Below are 23814 nucleotides of genomic sequence, written 5' to 3' on the forward strand. Positions count from 1 at the left end.
AAACAATAGATTCCAAATGCTATCTGGAAGATTTGCAAAGCATGGGAATTCTAACATGACTATTGGAAGTTAGTAAGGAAATTAGAATTAAGATAAAATTGAAGTTTGAAGTTCCTAAGTAAAAATATACTCACGAATAGGCATGAAATTCATTTTCAAATGTAACAGGAGCTTTGTATCCAATTTTAGAATGCAAACGCTTTCTGTTATAAAAAACCTCGATATACTCAAATAGAGAACTTCGAGCCTGTTCTAAGGAATGGAAGTTCTTATGATTTGTAAACTCTCTTTTTAATGTAGCAAAAAAAGATTCAGCAGGAGCATTGTCCCAACAATTTCCTTTTCTACTCATGCTTTGAATAAATCCTTTTGATGTTAGTTGTTCACGAAATTCTCTACTCGCATACTGACTTCCTCTATCGGAATGGATGATAAGTCCTTTACTTGGTTTTTGATTCTCAATAGCATTTTCAAATGCTTTCATAACGAGAGATGTTTTCATATGAGTGTCAACAGCCCATCCAACAATCTTCTTTGTGCATATATCTTTGAATTTACATAGATATAGAAATCCAAACAAATAGGGAATGTAGGTAATATCAGTCACATACACTGTGTTTGGTGTAGAAACGTCAAAGTTTTGTTCAAGCAAGTTTGGACTAATTGTTTCTTCATGATTGGAATCTGTCGTCACAGGAGGCTTGAATTTCCTTGTTGTAATGGCTTTTATCCCATTTTCCCGCATAATTTTAGCCACAGTAGGTAAACTGACTTTGATTCCCCTTGCTTTTAGTTCTTTCTGAACTCTCGGACTTCCATAAGAAAGCAAATCTCCCTTGTGGAATCTTTGAATTTCAGATAAAATCTCTATACTTTTTTGATTTCGAATCAACTTCGACTTTTTCAACCAAGGATAAAATCCCTTGTGTTTAATATCTAATACTTCGGACATCACTTTGATAGAAAACCCACAGGATTCCCTATGTTCTTTCATAAATAGATATTTATCTTCTAAGGACTTAAAGTGATGCCCATTGCCTTTTTTAAAATATCCCTCTGCTGTTTTAAATTTTGAACTTCACGTTCAAGCTCCTGGATCCTCTTGTCTCGAACATCTTGCAGAGATCCATTCTCGGTTTGATTTTGATCTAGTTCCTTTTTCCATCTGCCTAGTATCCCATTAGGGAGTCCTAGTTCTTGGCATACCATATTCTGGGATTTCCCACTTGATATTAAATATTGAACCGATTCCCTCTTAAACTCTGTTGTGTATTGTTTTCTACGCTTCATGGCAACCTCTTGTAGTCGTTTGTTGCCTATTGTCGAGTATATAATCCGTTAGGAACTCCAGCCATTCTTTTCATCCTTTTGATTCTGGTTCTCTTATCGCTACTTGTAACTAGGGAATGATTGAAATATTTTCCAAGCTTCCTATAAAGTAAACTACCGCATCATTCTCCAAATTTGGGCTTTTGCTTTAGCAACTAACACCAAATTATTTCCTTGCCAATAATTCATTTACTCTTAAAATTGTATGCCAATGAAGTTAGTCCACTTCACCTTATTTCTGTTTTGTTTTGAATCCTGTATCTTTGGTCCAAATTGGAATGGATTCCGCAATCTAAGATCCGCTATTGAAAAAGATCGGGTGTACTACGATCCCAAATCGGGTAATTTTGAAACGAATCCTTATTTTAGGGGTCATATTACCAAACTGGGCACGGTTGTCATCGAACCACCTAACTCGATCAATTCCAATCAAAGGAAAAAAAGAATTTGTGAAACAACGAATTCTGATTTAAACAAAACTTTTACTCTGATCGAAGAACGAACAGTAGTCGCAGTTTACGAATCTTCAGGTTTTATATGCATAGAATATTACTAATTGTTCTCTATGGTATTTGTTTTCTTGGAAGTTTCCATTGCACAAACAAAACAGTTATACGCCGAATTGAACTTCCAAAATCAGAATTCCCTTACACAAAACGGCTCCCCTTTATCGTCAATACTTGTTATCCACTCAACATTCTACAAAGAGACAAATTCGCACAGTTAGAATTGGTATCCATATGGGAAGATGGACATTTCCGAAAACAAATTTTAGGCAATGAACTATTTGATGCCATCGAGGACTTACGCATCTACCAATCCCATGAATATTTTTGGGAACTTCGTCTCATTCCATATTTTTCCAAATACGATTGCAACGAATACCACATCACAGGATATTTATTATACTTTGATTCCATCACCAAACAAAAAATGGCCACTTACTTAGATAAAAAGCGAAAGGATGATCCAATCGAACTACCAATCATGCTCGTACGTGAATACGAACTCGCAGATTCCGAAACCCTGAAGAAAAAACAAAAAGCCGATCCCGTAAACGCATCATTCCATACGAAATATTCAACGGCACCGGATCACCGAGATCCATTTTCCAATTACCAAATCTGGGAATCAAAACCAAAATCAGAATTACTTTCCCTATCCGATTCTCGTTTGATTGCATATTGTTTAGACTTTCCATACGAATGTGCAACAGATTCGAATTATATACATGAATTCAAAAATAGGATTTCCAAATCCGAAACCCAAAGTTCCGAAAGTTTCAATACTTCTTTTCAAACAAACCTAAAAAGAGAAATCCAAAAAACAAATTTCGGATGTTACTGCCGCCTAACTCCGGATCTTTCAATTTACAAGTCATGCCCTATTGACAATTTTGGATTGGATTCGATTTGTAAGGAAAAAACGGATTGTTCCCAAAATAAAAACGATAACAACATTTGTACCAAAAAATACAAAGAGTCATTGCTAAAATTAATCAATTCCAAAGAATCAAAAGATATAATTCATAGTGGATCAGCCAATTTTGATCGAATGGTCTATTATGCGAAAAAATTCTTGGCGTTTGAATTGTTAAACGAATTGAGCAATGGAACAAAATGAAATTTAAAACATTCGAGAATTAAACACACAACCATTTAACTCTTTTTTTAGAACATATGTATCTAAATATAGTCTAATAAGTTTATATAATCAATCATCGGGAAATCGAATCAGGATTTTTTTATAGAAAGCCCTTGCCATAATAATTTCATCTGATTGAATTGAAATCATGAGACTGATACTCGTATCCAACAGGTTACCAGTTCAGTGGGATGGAACACCCAATGTTGGCGGACTTGCAACAGGCATTTCTAGTTTTCTATCCCACTGGAAATCTTTAGGAAATGAAGTGTTATGGGTAGGTTGGCCTGGCAAATCCATCCCAGAAAAAGAACAAAAACATTATGCACACAAGATGTTGGAAGAACATGGAACTATTCCTGTGTTTCTCAAACAAAAATTAGCTGATTCGTTTTACAACGGCTTTTGTAATAAAACAATTTGGCCCTTATTCCACTATTTCACTTCAAATTGCGAATTTTCTGATTTAACTTTCAATTCTTATGAAGAAGCAAATGAAGAATTTGCGAAAACGGTTAAAGAGCTCTATCGGCCTGGTGATTGGGTTTGGGTGCATGACTATCATCTATTTTTACTTCCGGGGATATTAAGAAGTGAATTTCCAAACTTACTGCTTTCATTTTTTTTACATATCCCATTTCCCACATTCGAAATCTTTCGTTTGTTACCAGAACGATTCCGCAGTAAAATACTAAAAGGTATGTTAGGCGCGGATCTTATCGGATTTCATACGCAAAGTTATACACAATATTTTTTAAGATCTCTATTGCGATGTTTGGGAATTGAAAATGAACGAGGGATTATCTATTTTCAAAATCATTTAACAAAAACCGCAGCTTTCCCTATGGGAATCAATGTGGAACAGTTCTCTAGTTATGCGAATTCCATTGAATGTGATACAATAGCAAATCAAATCAATACCAACCATAAAAGCTTAAAACAAATTTTATCTGTCGATCGACTTGATTATACGAAAGGAGTTTTGCAAAGATTAAACGCATTTGAATTATTTCTAAAACAAAATCCAAATTGGATCAAATGTTGTAAGTTAGTTTTAGTATTAGTTCCATCCAGAACCGATGTTTCCTCCTACCAATCCATGAAACGTGCGATCGATGAAAAGGTGGGGGCGATCAACGGAAGTTTTGGAACTTTAGACTGGACTCCTATCTTATACCAATACAAAGGATTTCCATTTGAAGAGTTAGTCCCATTATACAAAAATACACATGTCATGCTCGTCACACCCTATCGAGATGGAATGAATTTAGTAGCTAAAGAATTTTTGGTTTCTCAAAAAAATGGAATGTTGGTGTTAAGCGAAATGGCAGGGGCATCGGCTGAATTACCTGAAGCAATCCTCGTAAATCCCAATGACTTAAATGGTATGGCAATGGCTATCAAAGAAGCCATAGAAATGGAAGAAACAGAGATTAGAATCCGAAATCAGGTAATGGTTTCTCGATTAAAAGAAAATTCAGTAATGGAATGGGCAAAAAAAATATATACCGAAACAGAAGATACTGCGAAACGAAATCAAAACTTTCAAACAAAATCCATTGCTGCAAATGCCGAAGTATTACTTCCAAAAACCAAGAAGCCAATTTTTATTTTATTTGATTATGATGGGACACTTGTTCCATTTCAACCCCTTCCTCACTTAGCAATTCCTACAAAAGAACTTGTGAATTCAATTACAAAACTATCACAGTTCCCTAATGTTTCCATTGCGATCATCAGTGGTAGAGATCGAAAATTTTTAGAATCAATTTTCACTGGTTTACCCTTACATCTGGTCGCAGAACACGGGGCTTGGCATCGATCACCTAACGAAAATGAATGGAATTCTCTATTCCATTCCAATACAGATTGGAAAAAAGAAATCAAATCACATTTAGAAGAATTTACGAAACGTGTACCCGGTTCTTTTACAGAAGAAAAAGAGTTTTCATTGGTTTGGCATTTTCGAAATGCAGACCCCGATATTGGTCTAAATGCCGCAAGGGAGATGTTAGATGAACTTTCACAAATATCATCTAACAGTGGATTTTTTGTACAAAGGGGAAATAAAATCATCGAAGTCAGAGAATATGGAACAGGAAAAGGTAAGGCAGCGATTAAAATCCTTCCTGATATTGACTTGGAAACATTCGTATTTGGAGATGATACTACTGATGAAGATATGTTTCGCGAATTACCTGAAAAGGCAATAACGGTAAAAATAGGAAAATCCGAGACAATCGCGAAGTATAGATTTCAAAACACTGACGATGTTCATATTTGGATCAAACACTTAATCAACCACCTAACAAAGGAATTAAAATATGAAACATAAATACAATACCGGAATTATTGGCAACGGTAGTTTGATCGCACATATCAATACTGATTCTGATATCGTGTGGTTATGTTGGCCGAACTTTGATAGTTCTCCAATTTTTGGGAAACTAATGGACGATAGGTGTGGAAATTTCAAAATTTCTCCAATTGCAAAAATTCAATCCCATAACCAATCATATTTGGAAAATACCAATATTTTAAAAACAGAAATCATCACAGAATCAGGTTCATTTGCTGTCATCGATTTTACTCCACGATACTATCAAAATGGAAACTTATGTTGCAAAAGAAATTTATACCGCAAAATTGTTCCTCTCTCTGGCAATGTTAAAATCAAAATTGAAATAAATCCTACTTATGATTACGGTGAAACAAAAATAATTCCTAAAATCATTGCGAAACAGATTCGATATGAAACATCGGAATTTCAATTTCATGTAAGATCGAATGTTTCAGTAAATCAAATTTTAAAATCTAAAGAATTTCATCTCAACCAAACAATTTATATAGTACTTCATGAATCCGATAAAATTGAAATCCCAATTTCAGAATTCGTAGAAGATGAACTAAGTAAAACAAAACAATATTGGCAAAATTGGGTAAAACATTGTACCATTCCGAACTTTGCTCAAAAACAACAAATCCGCTCTGCCCTTTGCTTGAAACTTCACCAATTCCAAGAAACAGGTGCCATTATTGCCGCCTCCACCACAAGTTTACCTGAATCACCTAACTCTGGTAGAAACTGGGACTATCGATATTGTTGGTTACGAGATGGATTTTATACTTTGTTAGCTTTAACCAATCTTGGTCAATTTGAAGAGTTGGAAAATTATTCACAATATATAGGCAATCTAACACCTACAGACGATGGACGATACCAACCACTCTACAGTATATTCGGAGAGCACCTTCTTGAAGAAAAAATATTATCGTTAGATGGATATCTAGGCAATCAACCGGTTCGAATTGGGAATTCTGCATACACACACAAACAAAACGATGCATATGGGCAAATTCTTTTATCTTTATTGCCACTTTATTCAGATGAAAGAATACCAGAGAAAAATCGATTCCATAATTTAAATCTAATCCAAAAACTTTTGGATCAAATTGAACTTACAATGAACGAACCAGATGCAGGTCTTTGGGAATTTCGTAATTTTTCACAAAAACATTGTTATACGTATTTATTCCACTGGATTGGAGCTAAGACAGCTAAAGAAATTGCATTAAAATTAGAAAAACAAGATTTGTTAGAAAAATCAGAACGATTGATGCGAGAAGCTGAATTCAATATAGAATCATGTTATGACAATAAACTTGGATGCTATACACAAGCCCAGGGAAAAAAAGATTTAGATGCTAGTTTATTGCAACTCATAACTCTTGGTTATTTGGATCCTCATTCAGAGAAAGCAAAATCACATATCAAAGCAATCGAAAATCAATTAAAAACAAACGAAGGATTTATCTATCGTTATCTTCATAAAGACGACTTTGGAAAACCGGAAACAACATTTTTAGTATGTACGTTTTGGTATATCGAAGCATTAGCTTGCATGGATCGTCTTGATGAAGCGATCCATTTATTTGACTTTGTTTGCGAACATGCAAATCATCTAGGTTTATTTAGTGAAGATATCGAATCAGTTACTGGAAACCAATGGGGCAATTTTCCACAGACGTATAGCCATGTGGGTCTTGTAAATTCTGCCCACAAAATCGCTGTTAAGAAATCAAAAAGTCTTTTTTGGTAAAAAAAATTCTGCAAACGAAAATTGAAAGTGTTTCATTCTTTCTCCATCCTAATTTTTAAAACAAAAATAAGGATTTAATTTTTGATCGATAGGTTGAAAACCTATGCAGAATTTGGCTATGATTTCCACGAAAAATCATTCCCTTTATTCAATCATTTCGATTTCCATCGTTTTATTCATCACACAACTTTTGATACGTGTTGATCTTTTTTATATTTCTGACCCTCTCATCAAATGGATCCAAGTGGTTTCCTTATGGAACCAAAACTGGACAACAGAAAGCATCATTTTTCCTACAAAGGATATGGATCCTTTGTTTTTGATGAGCCCATTAAATGAAAATTTTGTTTTCCTACATCAAGATCGCCTAATTGCGACAATACCCAATTGGGTTTACGTTTCTTTATTCTTTACTAGGTACCATCAACCACCAATACCTTCCCTATTTAAAATTTATTTATTTGGCCCTTCTCATCCATCTGATGTCAAAGAACAAATTCAAACTTTCGGTAATCCTATTTGCCATTTTAGGTACTGTGATTTTCCCTCTTTTGATTGATTTTTCCGAGAATGGTTTATTTATACTTTTATCAGCTTACGGGTATTACTTTCTGTTCAAAGCCTTTGAATCAAACCAAACCAAAGATTGGATCTTCGGAAACATGTTCATTGGATTGTCGATTTGGTTGCGATTAGAGGGGATCCTTTTATTTGCAGCAGTCCAAGTTACAATTTTTTATATTGAAGTTGTCATCAATAAGAAATCAGTTTGGAAAATCCTTCATCCAATCCGTTATACTATCTTTGCGCTGTTACTGTTTTCTTTTTTATTATGGAATTCCTTCAGTTATACAGATCCTCTTGGGACAAGGCATTTAACGAACTTCGGAAGATTTGAAAAAACCATCCTTGATCAATTTCAAATTTTTTTATCAATCATTTTCACTTTTCCCAAAAAAGAAATTTGGACTTTAGGTTTTTTCCTTCAAAGTCCAATTTATTTAATCACAATTCTAAAAATTAATAAAATTGATTTTAAAAACAAACCCACACTACTATTCCATCTACTAACCACTATTATATTTTTAGTTCTTGTTGGGATCACATCTCCCAACGATGGATTAACGTTAAACGGACGTTATCTTGCTATCATGGTTTTTCCATTCACTTTTATTTTAACCGAGGTTTTCTCAGATATACAAAACGAAAAACTGAAATACTATTCTGTGATGGTTTGGACCATTTTATGTACTATTTTCATTCTAATTGTATTTTTTTTCTCAAGCAAAGAATTAAAAAAGTTAAAAGCCGAATTATCAAACTTTCAATCGAATTTGATTGTGACTACGAGCGAAGTTTTGTCTGGAGGATTTACCCTCGATTTAATAGAAAAACAAGTATTATGCGTGAGACGAGATTTCCTTAGTCATTATTTTTATTATAATTTGAAACAAAACAAATACCCTGATTTTTTACTTCTCAACTTTAAAAAGAAACAAATATGAGCGAAGAGGAAATAGATTCCTACAAGGCAATCTTAAATGAATCAAATTCGAATGGATATATATGCACACCTGCTAAGGAATCTGCCAAAATCAAGAGTCTAAAATGTGTTCACCAGAATTTTTAAGTTGAAGCTTTGGCATTCCATGGAATACTTATGAACCGTAGACTATGGAAACAAACGATGACATCACTCTAGAGGAGGCAAAGGCAAAAATTAAATATCTAGAGTCTCTTCTCAAAGAAAAGGAAGAGAATACATACAAAACTTTTTTCGAAGAAGATGAGGATGCCGTTGTGATCCTAGATTTAGAGACACAACTTTTCATCGACTGTAATGTGAAACTGACTTCCCTCCTAGGATACACAAAGGATGAGTTACAAAAACTTTCCGTTTTTGATATCAGTCCGAAATACCAAGCAAATGGGCAAGCTTCAGAAACATTAGCGGTTAAATATATCGAAGATGGATTTAAATTCGGGAATGTAAATTTTGATTGGATCCACTTGAATCGACAAGGTGAAGAAATTTCTCTTGAAGTGAAACTCCATAACTACGTCGGGAAAGACAGGAAAGGTTTTGCAAAAGGTGTCCTACAAAAAAAAGACACACTGATTGAACTCCAAAACAAACTAAATCAAAAAGAAAAGTTATTAGAAAAGGTTACCAAAACATTACCAGCAATCATTTATATCCAGGACTTGGCAACCGACGAATTTTTATAGTTAAACAATAGTATTGAAAGTTTTTTGGGATTTGAAGTTGAACCCATACTTACTTATGACTACTTGATTAAAAACATATTACACCCTGATGATCTTCATCTCATTGATGCACATGCAAAAAAGATGATGGAAGAAAAAAATACAGAAATTTATGTTTTAGACTTTCGTGTTTTCCATCAGAATGGCAATGTCCATTGGTTTCGTGTTTGGGAAACGAATTTTTCATTTAATATTGATGGAATACCAACAGAGGTGTTAGGTGTTGCACAAGACATCACAGCATCCAAATCGATTGAGTTACAATTAAAAAAGCAAAATGAACTAAGTGAAGAAATCCGAAGGATTTCAAAATCGGGAGTCTGGGAATGGACGATCGAAACAAACCAAATGTTTTGGACACCAGACCTTTATTACTTATTAAAAGTCGAACCAAACTATTTTAAACCAAGTATTCAATCCTTAATTGCTTATTTTGCAAATGGTTGCAAAGAAAAGTTTGTGGATTCTTTAGTCAAAGCAGAAAAAGAACAGACCCCATTTGATTTAGAATTAGAAATTTTGAGTTTTCCAAATTTTTGGGTAAGAGTGCAAGGGAAAGCAATACAATCAAAAACAAACGGAATCGTTATCATTGGTAGCATTGAGGATATCGATGATTCTCGCAAAAAAAGAATAGCACTTTAAGAGAATGAAGCTCGTTTCCACAAAGTAGCAAACCAAACGGGCCTTATCATCTACGACTATGATATCAATCTCAATCAAATTGAATGGGATGGTGCCATAAAATCTGTATTAGGTTATGAGATTGAAGAATTTAATCATTTAGATATTGAAGGTTGGCTAAACTTAATTCACCCCGACGATAGAATGTTTACAAAAGAATTACTGGCAGATGCTATTGGAACTCGAAGTCCTTACCATGCTTTTTATCGCCTTCGAAAAAAAGATAACTCATACATACCGATTGAAGACAGAGGAACTTTTATCAGCAATGATATTTCTGGTTCAAATAGACAAGTAGGAGTTCTAGAAAACGTATCTGCAAAATACGAATTCGAATTAAAATTACAAAGTAAGGAAGAACGTTTCCGTAATTTTTACAATTTTGCAAGTGAAGCCATTATCATAACGGATGGTGATTTAATATTAGATGCCAATCTTGCGTTCAAAAAATTATTCGGTTACGATTTTATACACCATTTATCCGTAAAAGAAATTATTGCCGATCCATTGTGGAATGGAATTGATAATAAAGAAAAAATTTTCTCATTGGAGGGAATCAAAAAAGACGGAACCTTAATCCCTATTCAAGTGAATAAAAAAGAAATAGAGGAAGGAAAGTTCATCATATCATTTATCGATTTAACTTTAATTAACGAAGCCGAATCGATTAAGGAAGCACTCAAAGAAATTCAGGAAAAAAATAATTTAATCATTTCCCAAAAGTTGGAACTAGAAAGGACAATCGAAGAATTAAAATTAACACAATCACAATTAATTCTAAACGAAAAAATGGCATCCTTAGGACAATTGATCGCAGGTATTGCTCATGAAATTAATAACCCAATGGGTGCAATCAAAGCATCAAGCCAACTCATCTTGGAAAATATCAAAAACCAAATCCTAAATCAAGAAAAAATCATTCACTTACTCTCAAGTAAACCTCTAGAAAAGAGAAAATTGTTTTTTAAATGGATGACAGAGCCTTTTGAAAAAAGAAACCAATTGCATGGTTCTGAAGCAAGAAAACAAAAAAAGTTGATCAATGAAAAATTGGAACGTTTGGGTTGTAAAGATTCTGAGTTTGTTGCAGAAGAAGTTGTTGATTCTGGCGTTCAAAACGGACTTTCCATCATTGAGCACCTCTGCCATGAAGAAGATTTTTTGGATTTTTTTAATTATGGAATCCAATACATTCATACTTCCCGAAATTTGAATTCTATTTTGGAATCAATCCAAAGAGTATCAAAGATTCTTTATGCATTAAAAAACTTTTCACATTTCGATAAAAAAGGAAACAAAATCAATACCGATTTAATTGCAAATATTGAAACGGTATTAATTTTATATAATAGCCAAATCAAAAATGGAATCAGAATAGTTCGCGAATATCCAGACTCAAATTTGTACATAGATTGTTATCCCAATGATTTGATTCAAGTTTGGACAAATTTAATATTCAATGCGATACAAGCAATGTCATACAAAGGAGTGTTAACAATTTCCATTCAGACGGAGAAAGATTCCTTTACAAATTTAAATTGGGCAAAAATTCAAATCGAAGATACTGGCACTGGAATATCTGATGCGATTAAAGATCGGATCTTTGAACCTTTTTTTACCACAAAAGAATTAGGTGAAGGAAGTGGACTCGGATTAGATATTGTTCGCCGAATCGTCCAAAAACATGATGGAAAAATTGAAGTTTTTTCAAAACCTGGCAATAAAATTTTTACCGTTTCACTTCCGATCTAAATCAAATAACTTATTTCCAAATTCATTCATTTACGTCACTCGGACCTTCCCTCTTCTGCAAGTAAAGTCTCCACCACTTTCCAAGAAAGAGGTATCTCATTCCATTTTCTATACCCACGATAAAATTTACTTTTTTTAACAGCGGGACCACCTTCTTTCATTGCCCTTTCATGTTCCATTGAATATACAAACTGATCTAAGGCTGATTCGTTTTTCCAAACAGTCATTGTCCATGCTCGATTTCCGAAAATTTCACGACGGATGGCTCCACCTAAATAACCTTCGTTTTGCTGTAACTTAGACCTAACGGACGATACTCGGTCCCAAAAAATAGATCGAATTGAAAGAGAACCTTCAATTTCAACTTCTGTAATGGCAATGACTACGGAAGAATGATTCGAAATTGTTGGATCATTTAGATTCATATTTTTTTGGAATGGAGTTGCAATCGTACAATGTGAAAACCAATTTAAAAATGAAATCATGATTAAATAACGAATTTTCATCCTTTGCTCCCAAAAACCATTTGTCCCATGATTTGTTTTAAAACAAAAGTCCTTAAGTTTCTTGGTAAAGTAATTAAAGAATAACCAAGGAATTTGGATAAAAAACCTGGTCGAACTGTCACAGTTTTTCCTAATTTTTTGAGCACTTCTTTAGCAATTCCATCTGGTGATTGTGCATTTCCCATCACCATCCCTGCACGATTACCAAAACTTGTTTTAACGGGACCTGGTGCTACAGAGATTATATCGATTCCTTTATTTTTATATTCTCCAGATAATCCTTCCGCAAAACTTTGGATAAACGCTTTAGTAGCCGCATAAGTAGATGTCCAAGGGACTCCTTGGAAACCAACTAAAGATCCAAATAAAACAATTCCTTGAGGACTCTCATCTTTTCGATTTTGAATAAACTCATGACAAATTTGAACAACTGATCTGCAATTCACATCAATCATATTCAATTCTGTATCTAAATCTAAGGAATGGAATTTACCACCGGATCCATAACCTGCGGCTAAGACTACTAAACCATAATCTTCCGATTTCAATCCGTTAACCAATTCATTTGTTTCTGTATTTTTACTTAGGTCTTTTGAATCAACTTTGACTTTAATTTTATACTTTGATTCAAGATCATGTTTGATTTCATTCAATCTACCTAAATCACGTGCGACTAAAGTTAATGAATATTCATTTTTTGCTAACTCATATGCAAAATCTTTTCCAATTCCACTACTAGCACCAGTGATCAGCGCATTTAATTTATATCTTTTGATTCCATTCATACAATCACCTATTGATTTAGTTTTATTTGTATATTCAAATTTGATTTTAATAAAAATCCTGCCTCTTCAAAGGTCGGTGGACCGAAAGGATGCATTGGTGCATCATTGGACACTCCCCATGGTTCCTTTGGAAATCCTACAAATGTTGTTTCCATTTTCCCATTTGCATTTATATCCTCCAAAACAGAAACAGCATACAATTTCCCTTGAAGGCCCTTAAAATTGCAGATTGTTTTTTGTTGATTTGATTCGACACCTAACACTCTCATTACGGCCTTTTTCTCATCAGATGGGAAACCTTCCTGTGAAACAAAAATTCCACATCGAATCACAGATTGTTTTGATTTACGATTGAGAATTTCCACTTCTAAATCCAAAGCATTCACTGATACGATTGGGAATAAGAGAACCAACCATAAATATTTTTTTAAATCTTCCATTCCAACACTCCTATTGTTGACATCGTCTACTTAGTAGACATTGTCTACTTTTACAAACAACTGAGTCCATTGTCAAACTTTTTTCTCAATTTATTTCTGAGTAACCAATCCCAATCACGCTCCGGAATCGAATGATACGTTCGAATAAATCCAATTGACTCATCTCAAATCTATCTTTTTCCTCGGAATGAAGAATTTCTGCATATATCCATGAATTGATATTCGATTTACCAAATTTTACACGTTCGTATTCTTTTTTAGAAGCATATTTTGATTTGTTAACATTTGTTTGCCGAGCCAATACTTCTTGTTTTTTAAGTTTCAACATTGCCAATGAATCTTCTTTTTCAATTTGAAGTGCCCTCACTAAATCCAAAAATTCTTCCTTGGTAGAACGTAATTCGGATTCCGTTTCTTCTTCTTTTACTTTTCGTAATACCCCATCAAAAGGGTTCATTGTGATGCCCAAGGATATTTGGGCCCAGTTGTCCGTATTAAACTGGTTATTGTTTAGATAAATATATTTTCCTTTTGCGACTACTTTTGGTAATGCTTCATATTCAATGGATTTTTTCTTTTCTTGTAATGCCAGTAATTTCTTTCTAATGGCTGTTAACTCTAATCTTTCTGGGATTTCAGAATCATTTATGGATACTGAAATCTCTTCGTAACCAGGGAGAGGTCCGATTGAAATCTCTTCATCAATTCCTAAATTCCTACGGAGAGATAAAATCGCTATTTTCTCTTTTTCGTTTAACTCATCTAATGATAATTTTGCTTGGGTTATCGCTTGTTCAATTCGGAAAATTTCACTTTCAGTCACTTGCCCAATAGCATATAACCTACGTAACTCGCCAAGCCTTATCGAAAAGTTTTGTTTTAATTCGGTGACATTTAGTTTTTTGACTTTGATGCGATGTATTGTTAAAAAGGAAAGTAAAGCCTCTGCTTGCGATGTTTCTTTGGCGCGAAACGATAATAATTTTTGGGACTCCTCAGAATAATCTAAGGCCTTCGAAACTGCAAACCAATTTGCTGGATCAAATAGTGTTTGTTGGATTTCAACACCAGTATACCAATAACTTGGATTGACACCTGCGACAATTGGAATTGCGGCATTGGGAAACAGAGTTTTGTTCCTATCTACATGTTCAATCGATAAACCAAGTTTTGGATAATAAACAGCTTTATTTAATTTTTTTTTTCTAAATTTTTTCGTTTCCACTCTTCCCATGCAAGTTTCACACGAGGTGATTCTTCCGCCAATTTTACAATTTCTTTCCAAGAGAGTACCATAGGATCAGCGGAAATATTCTGCATGGTTGGAAAGAATAATATTAAGACAAAGAGAAAAGGGAAAATTTTGTTTATCAACTTTGGATTTTTCTTTTGTTCAATCTTTTGAATTTTCGTTCGAAACAATAGAAAGGTCGCAGATGGAACCACAAACAACGTTAAGAACGTAGAACCAAGTAAACCAGAAATCATTGTCCAAGCAAAAGGTGGCCATAACGTTGCATCCGTTATTGTTAAAGGCAAAAGACCGGCAACCGTTGTCAATGTAGTGAGTAAAATTGGACGGATACGTTTAGAAATAGAATATTGTATTGCTTCTGTGATAGAACTTCCTTCTGTAATTGCTTTAACTATATAATCTAAAAGTAAAATTCCGTTATTCACAACGATACCTACTAAGGCAAAGATACCCAGTAAAGATAAAAACCCAAATGGTTTACCAGAAAATAATAATCCTGGAACTACCCCAATCAAGGTGAGTGGGACAGTTAATAAGATCACTCCAACTTTCTTCCAACTTCCAAACTCAAATAAAAGAAATGAAACCAGGATCATCATTCCAATTGGAGCCACAGCAATTAAAGATTGATTTGCATTTCCTGATTCAGCTTGTTCCCCACCAAATTCCCACTGAACCGAACTTGGTAATGAGACAAATTTTAATTTTTGGTTGATAAGATTTGTTACTTCAATTGCAGAATATCCATTTTTCAACTCCACTTAAATACTAGCGCCTGTTTGTCGATTTTTCTTATAAAGATAAGCAGGTTCCCATAAAATTGATAAATGAGAAACAGATCCTAACTTTACATTCTCCGTTCGAGTGGAAACTACATAATGTTTGTCTATCGTTTCAGAGCTAAGGTTGGATACTTCGGAAGTACGGATCTTGATTGGAATGGGTTTGTCACCTGCTCGGTAGTATCCCATGGGGATTCCATTTGTTTGTGCAAGAATAGAGAGTGTTACTTCCGATCTCGAAGTTTTGTATCTCGATAAGGTGGCATCATCATTTTGCCAATGTAATATTGGTAACCCTATACTCAAGTCAGAACGAACATCTTTAATTCCAGGAATTCCATATAGTGTTCTTAAGATTGTTTGATTGCTAACTTCCAAATCGGCATGTTCTTCGCTAAAAAATCGAATTTCGATGGGTGCCTTTACTGGTGGTCCTTGTTTCAGTTCCAATAACACTGCATTTCCCACTTGGAGTTTTTGATCCAAAATGTTTTGAAATTCTTTTTTGAAAGAATCCTTGTCTCGGATATCTTTTAAATTTAATATAAATTGAGATACATTGGGACTATTTGGTGATTGGTTTAAGTTGTAGTAAAATAATGGAACCGAACGACCTACAAAAACAATTACCGATTTTAATCGTTTGTCAGAACGTAACCAAGTTTCAATTTCAGATGCCAATCGATTTGTTTCTGAAATATCTGTACCTTCCGGCATTCGCAAATCGAGTATGAGTTGGTCTCTATCAGCATCCGGGAAAAACTTTTTGGGAAGGTATATAAAACCTAAGATCGAAATCAAAAATAAGATACTTACAATATATAAAATTTTTTTAGCATAGATAGGGATAAAAATTCCAATCTTTTCAGAGACCCTTTCATAAATACTGATTTTGATTGTTTTGTTTTTTCGTAAAATTTGCATTCCTAATATTGGAGTTACTAATAAAGCAAAGAAAAAACTGACAGTGAGTGTGATCATATTGATGATCGGTATTGCTCTGGTAAAATCTGCTGAGTTTCCACTAGACCCAAGCAAAGGGATAAAAGAAGCTAACGTTGTTCCCGTTGCACTTAATAAAGGGAAACTTAATTGTTGGATTGTATCGGCAGTTGAAAATAGAATTTCTTGGCCTTGGTCAATTTTCTCTTGGATACTTTCCAAAATCACGATGACATTATCAATCAGAAGACCTAAGGCCATCACAAACGCAGCTATGGAAATTTGATGCAAAACACCGCCAAACATTCCATAGATACCAAGGCTTATTACGGCAATCACGGGAACAATCATTGCCGAAAGAATTCCCATACGAAATCCCATCATCACAACCAATACAAATGCAACGATCAAGATCCCAGATACTAGATTGAGTCCTAATTCACGGAGTCTAATTTTTACATAATTAGGTTGTGAATTGATAATTTCCACAGTTACCTTAGGATGTTTTTTTTGCCATTCCTTGATTTTTGCTTCAATGGATTCTCCAAACGAAATAAGATTGGTATCCTTTTTGGCAATGATGCCGAGACCAAGAGCATTTTTCCCATTGGTTCTCATGATTTCAGTAACGGGAAATTTTGGTCTCTTTGTTACATTAGCCAATTCTGAAAAACTGACAATTTGTCCTCCCGGGAGAGGGATGGGAAAAAGAGAAAAAGTAGAGAGATCGCGAAACCAGCCATCCGATTGTACCATTACCTTTTTTCCAGCAATTGTCAATGTTCCAGGTGCAATATTATGATTATTCGATTGGATCCAATCCATCATAAATCGTAAGGAGATCCCTTTATCTTCTAACCGTTGTTTCGTGATTAAAATTTCAATTTCTTCTTCAGGATCTGCCAATCGATTGATTTTAGAAACAGTTCCAATGTGCATTAAATGAGTTTTTAATGATTCAGTTTCTGACTTAAGAAATAAAATATCCTCCGAACCTGTTATGGAAACCAAAATAGCTTCTTGCTCTGTCACTCTGCGATTTAAATCCCATGGCATTAATCCATTTGGATATTTGGATTCTGTACGTTTAATCGTTTCTTCAATCCTTTTCCAAGCATCATTGATTTCTTGTTCAGTTCCCATTTGATCACTCAAACGAATTTCTGCAATCATCACTTCCGGCCGAACTCTAATTTCTAAGTTTGCGATTGATGGAACTTCAGCCAATGCCTCTTCTGTTGGCAAAATGACAAGTCGATGTATGGTCTCTACCGAAGCTCCAGGATAAATCATTTTCAAAACACCAAAACGTTCTTTTAATCGAGGATCCTCCTCTCTTGGCATGATTAAAAATTCAAGAATCCCAAGGAAAAATAAAAAAATGAAGATAGTAAAAATCAGACTTTTTCTTTGGATCACAAAATTAGCCAATTTCACAAATTCACCTTCACAAACATTCCATCGACTAATTCCCCTAACCGAGATAGTATAAGAATATCACCTAACTTTAAATCGCCGACAACTACAGCTTGATTTTCTTTAATGCCTAAAACTTCCACTTCTAAGCGATTGGCTTTTCCATCTACAATTCGATATACAGAATGATTTTCGCCAAACGGAGAATAAATAGAACTCAAAGGAATTTTATATCCGGAAGTTTGTTTGGTATAAAAAACAGCTTCCAATTGTGAAGAGTCTATCCAACCTTCTGGAAATAAAAAATTACTTGTGAATGAATCATTTTGGTATTTTAGATTCACAACTAATGTTTGGGCATTTACATAAGGAAGTTTGAGTTGGATTTTACTTGGTTTATGACGATTGATCAACTGTAAGGCTTTTGGATCAAATTCCAAATGGTATAAATTTTTTTCATTATTTTTCATTACCTTACCCCTAACCGCAATTTCTTGGATGGGAAATTGAGATGTCAGTACATACCCCTTTGTTTGTAATTCGGGCCGGGATTCAGATTGGGGTAACCCACAAGAAATGAAAAGATTACCAAATAATAGGATAATCCCAATAGAAAACCAGCGCACCATAAGACCTCTCAATGTAGGCAGAGGCTACATAAATGTAGACTTCGTCTACTTTCTGGAATATTGTCAATAGAAAAAAGTAGACAATATCTATATTTGGAATTTTCTAATCACATGATCCAGGAAAGGCGAAAGGTAAAAAAAGGATACCACCATGGAAATTTGCGGGAAGCCATCTTAAATGAATCCATAGTATGGATTCGGAAAAAAGGTGTAGAATCACTGAGCCTTAGAGAAATTGCAAAAAAAATTGGTGTCACCCATTCGGCTCCAAACAAACATTTTGCGAAAAAGGAATCCTTACTTGCAAGTTTGATTGAAATGGGATTTGAGCAATTCAAACAGGCCCTTATCGAAGGCAAAAAAGACATTATCAAAAATCCAAAAGAAGCTTTTATTGGGATGGGGGTTGCCTATGTAAAGTTTGCAAACGAAAATCCTGAGATATATCGTTTGATGTTTTCCAATCATATTGATGACATTTCGGCTTATCCAGCATGCGAAAAAGCTGGATTTGAAGCCTTTGAAGTACTATTATCAACAGTGATTCTCCTACAAGATAAGGGAATCATTAAAAAAGGGGATCCTAAAGAGATATCTTATTTGATCTGGTCATTTACTCATGGTTATGTGATGTTACAGTTGGATAAAAGATTGAGTGGGATTGAATCAAAACAAAAACAACCGATGACAAAAGCTCACGAAGAATCTCTTTTTGAAAACTTGATGAACCATATGGGTTTAGGTCTTTTAGTGTAAAAATCGCAAAAACGATCCAATTTTGATTTTCCTTCTGCTATATACTTAGCACATTAAAGGAGAAGAAATGAAATTTCAAAATATTCAAACCGGGATCATTACAGATAAAATAAAGGAAACCAAAGAATTCTATCAAAATTGGTTAGGTTTAGAAGTTAAATTTGAAACCGATTGGTTTGTTTTATTATGTTTGCCGAATCGAAAGGAAATTGAACTTGCAATTATGGCACCTAACCAACCACAAGTGAAAAAATCATATTTCCAAAAACCATACCAAAATGCAGGCATATGGTTTATCTTCGAAACAAAAGAAATCCAAAAAGTATTCAAAACAATGAAAGAACAAAATGCCCCCATCGACCTACAGTTGACAGAAGAAGAATGGGGTGATGTACATTTTACATTGATCGACCCGAATGGAATTGGAATTGATATCGTCCAAGAAAGGACTCCTAACTAAAATTTTTGAAAGACAAATGAACTAAGACTTTCTTATATTTGTATCATTACAAATAGGAAGGTCTTTCGTGCCAAAAAAAACCAATTTATATCCTGTTTGGAACCAATTGGAATCAAAACTTCAAAAACCAGTTGGGTTGAATCAAATTGCTTTTTTTACAGGATATAGTGACTGGCATTTTCATAGAGTATTTAAGTCCATACAAGGTGAAAATCTAAAACAATACACGAGAAGGTTACGATTAGAGAAAGCTGCCTATGAATTAAAGATCACAAAATTTCCAGTGATTGAAATTGCTTTGGAGGCTGGTTTTCAATCACAAGAAGCCTTTACCAAAGCCTTCAAAAGAGTTCTTGGGCTCACACCATCCGAATTTCGCAAACGATACCAAAAACAAAAAAAGAATTCTAAATCAAATTTTCTAACATTACCAGAAGGTGTTTCAAAACATGGATTTCAGATGAAAACAATATCTTCCTTTTCTATTGTGTATGTCCGACACATTGGTAATTACGAAGAACTACCTGGTCCAATCTTAGAAGCAAAAGAAGTGAAACAAATCCAAACCTTACTAGAAGAATGGAATTCCTCTTGGACGAAACACAAATGGATTGGGATTTGCCAAGACGATCCAGAGATATCACCAAAAGGAAAAATCCGATTTGATCTAGATATCACAATGGGTCCAATCCCAAAACCATTACCTAGTGGATTTGGTTTACAAACCATAACAGGTGGTAGATATTTACAAACCCGTTACCAAGGAAAATATGAATCGTTGCCAAAAATTTACGATTGGATTTTGAATGAATATTTTACAAACAATGCAATCCAACTAAGGAATTTACCACCATGGGAATGTTACTTAAATCCATTTGAAATAAATGATGGGAAACGTATCACGGATATCTACCTGCCAATTCAATAAGACCTACCATACTTCATATCATCAGACTGAATGTGAATGAATTTCTAAATGCAGTAAATCGAATCAATTTTAACCCGTAAACATAAGAAGCCTTCGGAAACACAAAAAAGGATTCATGTAGAACGATTCTTTTCGTTCGGAATTTTCAAATTTGGTTCGTCAAATTTTCTTGATAAGCTATACAAAGTCACCTCACATATACCTTCGTTAGCAGAATGAAACGTGAGAAAAGGAGACTAGGAAATGTCCCAGGAAAATACTGAAATTAGCAAATTTGAAAGAACCATGTTCCGTCGTGGTATCTCCCTCATTGTTCTGACAAAGTATGGTTTAGGAGTCATTTTCCTATTAGGTGTAGCTTCCAATTATTCTACAAAAAGTTTTATCCCAAATTTGATTGGATCATTGATTTTCATTCTAAATGCTGTTGTCGCTGGTTATTTTCTTAAAAAAGAAAAAGAAATTTCAAAACTATATGCTCGTTCCATCATTCTAATCGACTTACTCATCATATTATGTTTTTTCTATTTGGATATTTATAACAATTTCACAAAAGGTGGTGCGAGTAACACATTGAGTACAGGGATATTTTATATTATCTTTGTTTTTATTTCGATATATGCAAGTTTTTTATTTGATATCAAACTAATCCTAAGCGTTGGGATCATTTCCACGATCGTATACATAGGAGGGATATATCTATCACACAAGTTAGGTGCCCAGTTCATTCCAAAACCATTTCCAGATATGATCCGAGCCAATCACATCATCGTCACTACTGAAATCCAAAAGGTGATTTTTTATTTTGGAGTGGTATTTAGCTTACGATATGTTGTTTCTCTAATGAAAGAAATGCAAAATGATTTAAAGTCCAAACTACAAGACAGTTTGGAAAAACAATTTTTTATTACAAAGAAGTCGAGCCAACTTGAAAAATCAGCTGATACTCTTGCACTATCGGTCGAAAAATTACAATCCATGTCTGATGAACTTCACAACCAGTCCCAAAACCAAGCAGCATCGGTTGAAGAAATTTCCGCATCTGTGGAGGAGTTGTCATCATCTGCAATTAGTTCCGCTAATTTAGTGGAAGACCAAGTAACGCGTGTTAAAATTGTAGACCAAAACTTTTTATCACTTCAGAATTTAAGTGAAAGTGTGAAAGCCAAAACAGTCCAGATTGCAAAAGACGTAAGTCATTCAGCTGATTTTAGTAAAAAAGTAAAAACCTCTTCAGAAGAATTGAATTCAATTTATTCTGAACTCAACCAAGCCTTTTCAAAAGTCGAAGAAATCAATCAAATGATGTCGGAGATTGCGGACCAAACCAATCTCCTTGCCTTAAATGCATCCATCGAAGCGGCACGTGCGGGAGAACATGGAAGAGGATTTGCGGTTGTCGCACAAGAAGTAGCAAAACTTGCGGAACGATCGCAATCAAATGCCGGCACCATCGCTAAAATTGTGAAAGAGGCTGGATTAAAAATCAACGAAGGGACTCGTTATTCAAAAGAAGTCAAATCCCAAGTCGAAAACCAAAATAGTGAATTGTTACGAATCGAAAGTGAAATTTTAAGTTTAGAAGGGCATGTGAACGAACAAGAAGTACTCAATTTAAAATTAAGAGATACTTTCTCCGAACTCCATGTCCTTTCCGAACAAATTGGAGTCATTGCACAAGAGCAGATGTCAGGCAGTAAAGAAATCAATCACGCTATCACTGTCATCGATGAAACCACTCAAAAATTAGCGGATTCAGTGCAACTTCTCTATGAAGAAATCAGTGAAATTCATACCCAAGCCAAACAACTGCATCTCAATTAGGGATTTAGATGAAATTGAATTCAGTTCTATGATAAAACCTGTCTTTACAATTCTGAATCCTACTAGAATTTTGGGTAATTGGCAATAAATTTCTCACACTAGTGTATTCAGGCAATGTTAACATCCAAAACCTCTAACGGGCCAAAGAACGGGCGCCGTATCGAAGATACGATCATGGACCTTTTAGAAGAGGATCCAGCAAATGAAGGAGTATTACTCCAAAAAATACAATCCCATCACTCTCATGATGAGTCACAAATTTATGCAAACCTTCTTAAGGTTCTCACTTCGCTCGACATACCTGAATCGGAAGCCAAAGAAATTTGGGATGAAGTGAGTGGCAACCAGTCCAAACTTTCGAAATGCCTAGGACGAGAAGTTGGATTTCGAGTGGCATTACTCGATTATTTCATCAATCACAACCAAAAAATCGAAAACCCAAAAATCATTGAAATCCGATTATTTGCAGAAACGGAAAAACTTATCTTAGTAGATGAACTCACACGATTGTACAATCGTAGGCATTTCGAAACTGCCTTAGTAAGAGAGTTCAAACAAGCATCCAGGTACAACCAAAATCTTTCCCTTCTCATCATCGACATTGATGATTTTAAAAAAATCAATGATACTTATGGCCACTTGATGGGGGATGAAATTTTGAAACAAGTGGCAAGTAAAATTTCAACAAGTTTACGAATGGAAGACACAGCATGTAGAATTGGTGGAGAAGAATTTGCAATTATTTTTCCACAGTCTAACGAAGAACAGGCGATGAAAGCGGCAGAAAAATTACTACAAGCTTGTAGAACCATTCTAATCAGCGGTAAACCTGTGACCATCAGTGGAGGACTTGTTTCCTATCCAGATAAAGTAAAACTTTGTGAAGAAATGTATGATTTGGCCGACCGAGCTTTGTATGCAGCGAAGGACTCTGGAAAAAATCAAATAGTAGCCTTTTCCAATGAAAAACGCAGCAGTTTACGTTTTGATGCCAATTTAGAATTGTATTGTGTTCTGCCTGACAAAACGATTCGTTCCATTTCAAAAAATATTTCCATCACTGGAATTGCCTTTGAAACAGAAGATGAATTGAATTTAAATGATTCGATCCCAGTTGTTCTTAGAGAAGCTGATTCCCAACATGAAATCAGTGCAAAAATCAAAGTGGTGCGTAAACAAAAACTAAATGGAAAAACATTTAGTGTTGGTGCAGAGTTTGTGGAACTCTCCAATGAATCCCAAAACAAATTATCTGATCTATATTTACTACACCAATTCAAAGCAAAAACTCCAATTGGTGTCGTATGAGATTAT

General features: G+C 34.6%; 20 protein-coding genes and 2 pseudogenes. 14 read left to right on the forward strand and 8 right to left on the reverse strand.

The features are described from left to right. Positions 1 to 130: 130 nt before the first annotated feature. Both LEP1GSC202_RS14780 and LEP1GSC202_RS14785 read right to left on the reverse strand, forming a co-directional pair. Positions 131 to 994, reverse strand: a complete 864-nt coding sequence (locus LEP1GSC202_RS14780) for an IS3 family transposase (RefSeq protein WP_015675849.1) — start codon at positions 992 to 994, stop codon at positions 131 to 133. A 17-nt stretch (positions 995 to 1011) separates the two neighbouring features. Next, positions 1012 to 1290, reverse strand: coding sequence for a transposase (locus tag LEP1GSC202_RS14785; protein WP_083929967.1), 279 nt, complete (start codon positions 1288 to 1290; stop codon positions 1012 to 1014). A 244-nt stretch (positions 1291 to 1534) separates the two neighbouring features. Between LEP1GSC202_RS14785 and LEP1GSC202_RS14790 the strand changes: the two genes are divergently transcribed. The 9 genes and pseudogenes from LEP1GSC202_RS14790 (at position 1535) to LEP1GSC202_RS20405 (ending at position 11777) form a co-directional block, all read left to right on the forward strand. Continuing rightward, on the forward strand, positions 1535 to 1885 hold the full coding sequence (locus LEP1GSC202_RS14790) for a hypothetical protein (RefSeq protein WP_015678573.1): 351 nt from the start codon (positions 1535 to 1537) through the stop codon (positions 1883 to 1885). Beyond that, positions 1867 to 2952: a hypothetical protein gene (locus LEP1GSC202_RS14795; protein WP_015678579.1), complete on the forward strand. Its 1086-nt coding sequence runs from the start codon at positions 1867 to 1869 to the stop codon at positions 2950 to 2952. Before LEP1GSC202_RS14790 ends, LEP1GSC202_RS14795 begins: the two co-directional genes overlap by 19 nt. Before the next feature lie 169 nt (positions 2953 to 3121). Further along, complete coding sequence (locus LEP1GSC202_RS14800; RefSeq protein WP_015678576.1) at positions 3122 to 5308, forward strand: bifunctional alpha,alpha-trehalose-phosphate synthase (UDP-forming)/trehalose-phosphatase; 2187 nt, start codon at positions 3122 to 3124, stop codon at positions 5306 to 5308. Continuing rightward, positions 5298 to 7073, forward strand: a complete 1776-nt coding sequence (locus tag LEP1GSC202_RS14805; RefSeq protein ID WP_015678589.1) for a glycoside hydrolase family 15 protein — start codon at positions 5298 to 5300, stop codon at positions 7071 to 7073. Before LEP1GSC202_RS14800 ends, LEP1GSC202_RS14805 begins: the two co-directional genes overlap by 11 nt. A gap of 371 nt (positions 7074 to 7444) precedes the next feature. Continuing rightward, positions 7445 to 8578, forward strand: a complete 1134-nt coding sequence (locus LEP1GSC202_RS14810; protein ID WP_015678563.1) for an LA_3751/LA_3752 family putative glycosyltransferase — start codon at positions 7445 to 7447, stop codon at positions 8576 to 8578. 169 nt (positions 8579 to 8747) lie between these two features. After that, entirely contained in the window at positions 8748 to 9302 is a 555-nt protein-coding gene (locus tag LEP1GSC202_RS20255; protein ID WP_015678585.1) for a PAS domain S-box protein, read from the forward strand. A 12-nt stretch (positions 9303 to 9314) separates the two neighbouring features. Next, on the forward strand, positions 9315 to 9986 hold the full coding sequence (locus tag LEP1GSC202_RS20260) for a PAS domain-containing protein (protein ID WP_279615305.1): 672 nt from the start codon (positions 9315 to 9317) through the stop codon (positions 9984 to 9986). 12 nt (positions 9987 to 9998) lie between these two features. Continuing rightward, a pseudogene (locus LEP1GSC202_RS20400) lies at positions 9999 to 10658 on the forward strand (PAS domain-containing protein); the annotation flags it as partial. A gap of 156 nt (positions 10659 to 10814) precedes the next feature. Then, positions 10815 to 11777, forward strand: a complete 963-nt coding sequence (locus LEP1GSC202_RS20405; protein WP_341830642.1) for a sensor histidine kinase — start codon at positions 10815 to 10817, stop codon at positions 11775 to 11777. 35 nt (positions 11778 to 11812) lie between these two features. On the opposite strand, the gene LEP1GSC202_RS14820 is transcribed toward LEP1GSC202_RS20405, so the two are convergent. The 6 genes and pseudogenes from LEP1GSC202_RS14820 to LEP1GSC202_RS14850 all read right to left on the reverse strand — a co-directional run bounded on the left by LEP1GSC202_RS14820 (position 11813) and on the right by LEP1GSC202_RS14850 (position 18532). Beyond that, positions 11813 to 12283: a DUF3291 domain-containing protein gene (locus tag LEP1GSC202_RS14820; RefSeq protein ID WP_015678590.1), complete on the reverse strand. Its 471-nt coding sequence runs from the start codon at positions 12281 to 12283 to the stop codon at positions 11813 to 11815. Then, positions 12280 to 13068 (reverse strand): SDR family NAD(P)-dependent oxidoreductase, encoded by a 789-nt coding sequence (locus LEP1GSC202_RS14825; protein WP_015678562.1) that lies wholly within the window; start codon positions 13066 to 13068, stop codon positions 12280 to 12282. Before LEP1GSC202_RS14825 ends, LEP1GSC202_RS14820 begins: the two co-directional genes overlap by 4 nt. An 8-nt stretch (positions 13069 to 13076) precedes the next feature. Then, positions 13077 to 13508 carry a DUF2141 domain-containing protein gene (locus tag LEP1GSC202_RS14830; RefSeq protein WP_015678580.1) on the reverse strand — a complete coding sequence of 144 codons (432 nt, stop codon included), beginning with the start codon at positions 13506 to 13508 and terminating at the stop codon, positions 13077 to 13079. Positions 13509 to 13593: 85 nt separating this feature from the next. Then, positions 13594 to 14733, reverse strand: coding sequence for a TolC family protein (locus LEP1GSC202_RS14835; protein ID WP_015678564.1), 1140 nt, complete (start codon positions 14731 to 14733; stop codon positions 13594 to 13596). Beyond that, positions 14700 to 17924: pseudogene (locus tag LEP1GSC202_RS14845) on the reverse strand (efflux RND transporter permease subunit). Before LEP1GSC202_RS14845 ends, LEP1GSC202_RS14835 begins: the two are co-directional and overlap by 34 nt. Further along, positions 17921 to 18532, reverse strand: coding sequence for an efflux RND transporter periplasmic adaptor subunit (locus tag LEP1GSC202_RS14850; RefSeq protein ID WP_015678571.1), 612 nt, complete (start codon positions 18530 to 18532; stop codon positions 17921 to 17923). Before LEP1GSC202_RS14850 ends, LEP1GSC202_RS14845 begins: the two are co-directional and overlap by 4 nt. Before the next feature lie 111 nt (positions 18533 to 18643). Between LEP1GSC202_RS14850 and LEP1GSC202_RS14855 the strand changes: the two genes are divergently transcribed. From LEP1GSC202_RS14855 to LEP1GSC202_RS14875, 5 genes are all read left to right on the forward strand, one after another. Next, positions 18644 to 19288, forward strand: a complete 645-nt coding sequence (locus tag LEP1GSC202_RS14855) for a TetR/AcrR family transcriptional regulator (RefSeq protein ID WP_015678587.1) — start codon at positions 18644 to 18646, stop codon at positions 19286 to 19288. A 67-nt stretch (positions 19289 to 19355) separates the two neighbouring features. Continuing rightward, the gene (locus LEP1GSC202_RS14860) at positions 19356 to 19748 is read left to right on the forward strand and encodes a VOC family protein (RefSeq protein ID WP_015678565.1); all 393 of its coding nucleotides are present in this window, start codon (positions 19356 to 19358) and stop codon (positions 19746 to 19748) included. Between the two features lie 67 nt (positions 19749 to 19815). After that, complete coding sequence (locus LEP1GSC202_RS14865; RefSeq protein ID WP_015678568.1) at positions 19816 to 20676, forward strand: AraC family transcriptional regulator; 861 nt, start codon at positions 19816 to 19818, stop codon at positions 20674 to 20676. A 243-nt stretch (positions 20677 to 20919) separates the two neighbouring features. Next, positions 20920 to 22500 (forward strand): methyl-accepting chemotaxis protein, encoded by a 1581-nt coding sequence (locus LEP1GSC202_RS14870; RefSeq protein ID WP_015678578.1) that lies wholly within the window; start codon positions 20920 to 20922, stop codon positions 22498 to 22500. Positions 22501 to 22614: 114 nt separating this feature from the next. Continuing rightward, entirely contained in the window at positions 22615 to 23808 is a 1194-nt protein-coding gene (locus tag LEP1GSC202_RS14875; RefSeq protein WP_039929149.1) for a diguanylate cyclase, read from the forward strand. Positions 23809 to 23814 lie beyond the last annotated feature (6 nt).

Source organism: Leptospira yanagawae serovar Saopaulo str. Sao Paulo = ATCC 700523 (genome assembly GCF_000332475.2).
In the GTDB taxonomy this organism is placed as follows: domain Bacteria; phylum Spirochaetota; class Leptospiria; order Leptospirales; family Leptospiraceae; genus Leptospira_A; species Leptospira_A yanagawae.

What these genes read in the sequence shown, in the direction of transcription:
- LEP1GSC202_RS14870 (WP_015678578.1), top strand. Translation starts at nt 20,920, where the DNA reads ATGTCCCAGGAAAATACTGAAATTAGCAAATTTGAAAGAACCATGTTC.
- LEP1GSC202_RS20405 (WP_341830642.1), top strand. Translation starts at nt 10,815, where the DNA reads ATGGCATCCTTAGGACAATTGATCGCAGGTATTGCTCATGAAATTAAT.
- LEP1GSC202_RS14780 (WP_015675849.1), bottom strand. Translation starts at nt 994, where the DNA reads ATGAAAGAACATAGGGAATCCTGTGGGTTTTCTATCAAAGTGATGTCC.
- LEP1GSC202_RS14805 (WP_015678589.1), top strand. Translation starts at nt 5,298, where the DNA reads ATGAAACATAAATACAATACCGGAATTATTGGCAACGGTAGTTTGATC.
- LEP1GSC202_RS14800 (WP_015678576.1), top strand. Translation starts at nt 3,122, where the DNA reads ATGAGACTGATACTCGTATCCAACAGGTTACCAGTTCAGTGGGATGGA.
- LEP1GSC202_RS14795 (WP_015678579.1), top strand. Translation starts at nt 1,867, where the DNA reads ATGCATAGAATATTACTAATTGTTCTCTATGGTATTTGTTTTCTTGGA.
- LEP1GSC202_RS14820 (WP_015678590.1), bottom strand. Translation starts at nt 12,283, where the DNA reads ATGAAAATTCGTTATTTAATCATGATTTCATTTTTAAATTGGTTTTCA.
- LEP1GSC202_RS14860 (WP_015678565.1), top strand. Translation starts at nt 19,356, where the DNA reads ATGAAATTTCAAAATATTCAAACCGGGATCATTACAGATAAAATAAAG.
- LEP1GSC202_RS14875 (WP_039929149.1), top strand. Translation starts at nt 22,615, where the DNA reads ATGTTAACATCCAAAACCTCTAACGGGCCAAAGAACGGGCGCCGTATC.
- LEP1GSC202_RS14850 (WP_015678571.1), bottom strand. Translation starts at nt 18,532, where the DNA reads ATGGTGCGCTGGTTTTCTATTGGGATTATCCTATTATTTGGTAATCTT.
- LEP1GSC202_RS14825 (WP_015678562.1), bottom strand. Translation starts at nt 13,068, where the DNA reads ATGAATGGAATCAAAAGATATAAATTAAATGCGCTGATCACTGGTGCT.
- LEP1GSC202_RS14785 (WP_083929967.1), bottom strand. Translation starts at nt 1,290, where the DNA reads ATGAAGCGTAGAAAACAATACACAACAGAGTTTAAGAGGGAATCGGTT.
- LEP1GSC202_RS14855 (WP_015678587.1), top strand. Translation starts at nt 18,644, where the DNA reads ATGATCCAGGAAAGGCGAAAGGTAAAAAAAGGATACCACCATGGAAAT.
- LEP1GSC202_RS14830 (WP_015678580.1), bottom strand. Translation starts at nt 13,508, where the DNA reads ATGGAAGATTTAAAAAAATATTTATGGTTGGTTCTCTTATTCCCAATC.
- LEP1GSC202_RS20255 (WP_015678585.1), top strand. Translation starts at nt 8,748, where the DNA reads ATGGAAACAAACGATGACATCACTCTAGAGGAGGCAAAGGCAAAAATT.
- LEP1GSC202_RS14790 (WP_015678573.1), top strand. Translation starts at nt 1,535, where the DNA reads ATGCCAATGAAGTTAGTCCACTTCACCTTATTTCTGTTTTGTTTTGAA.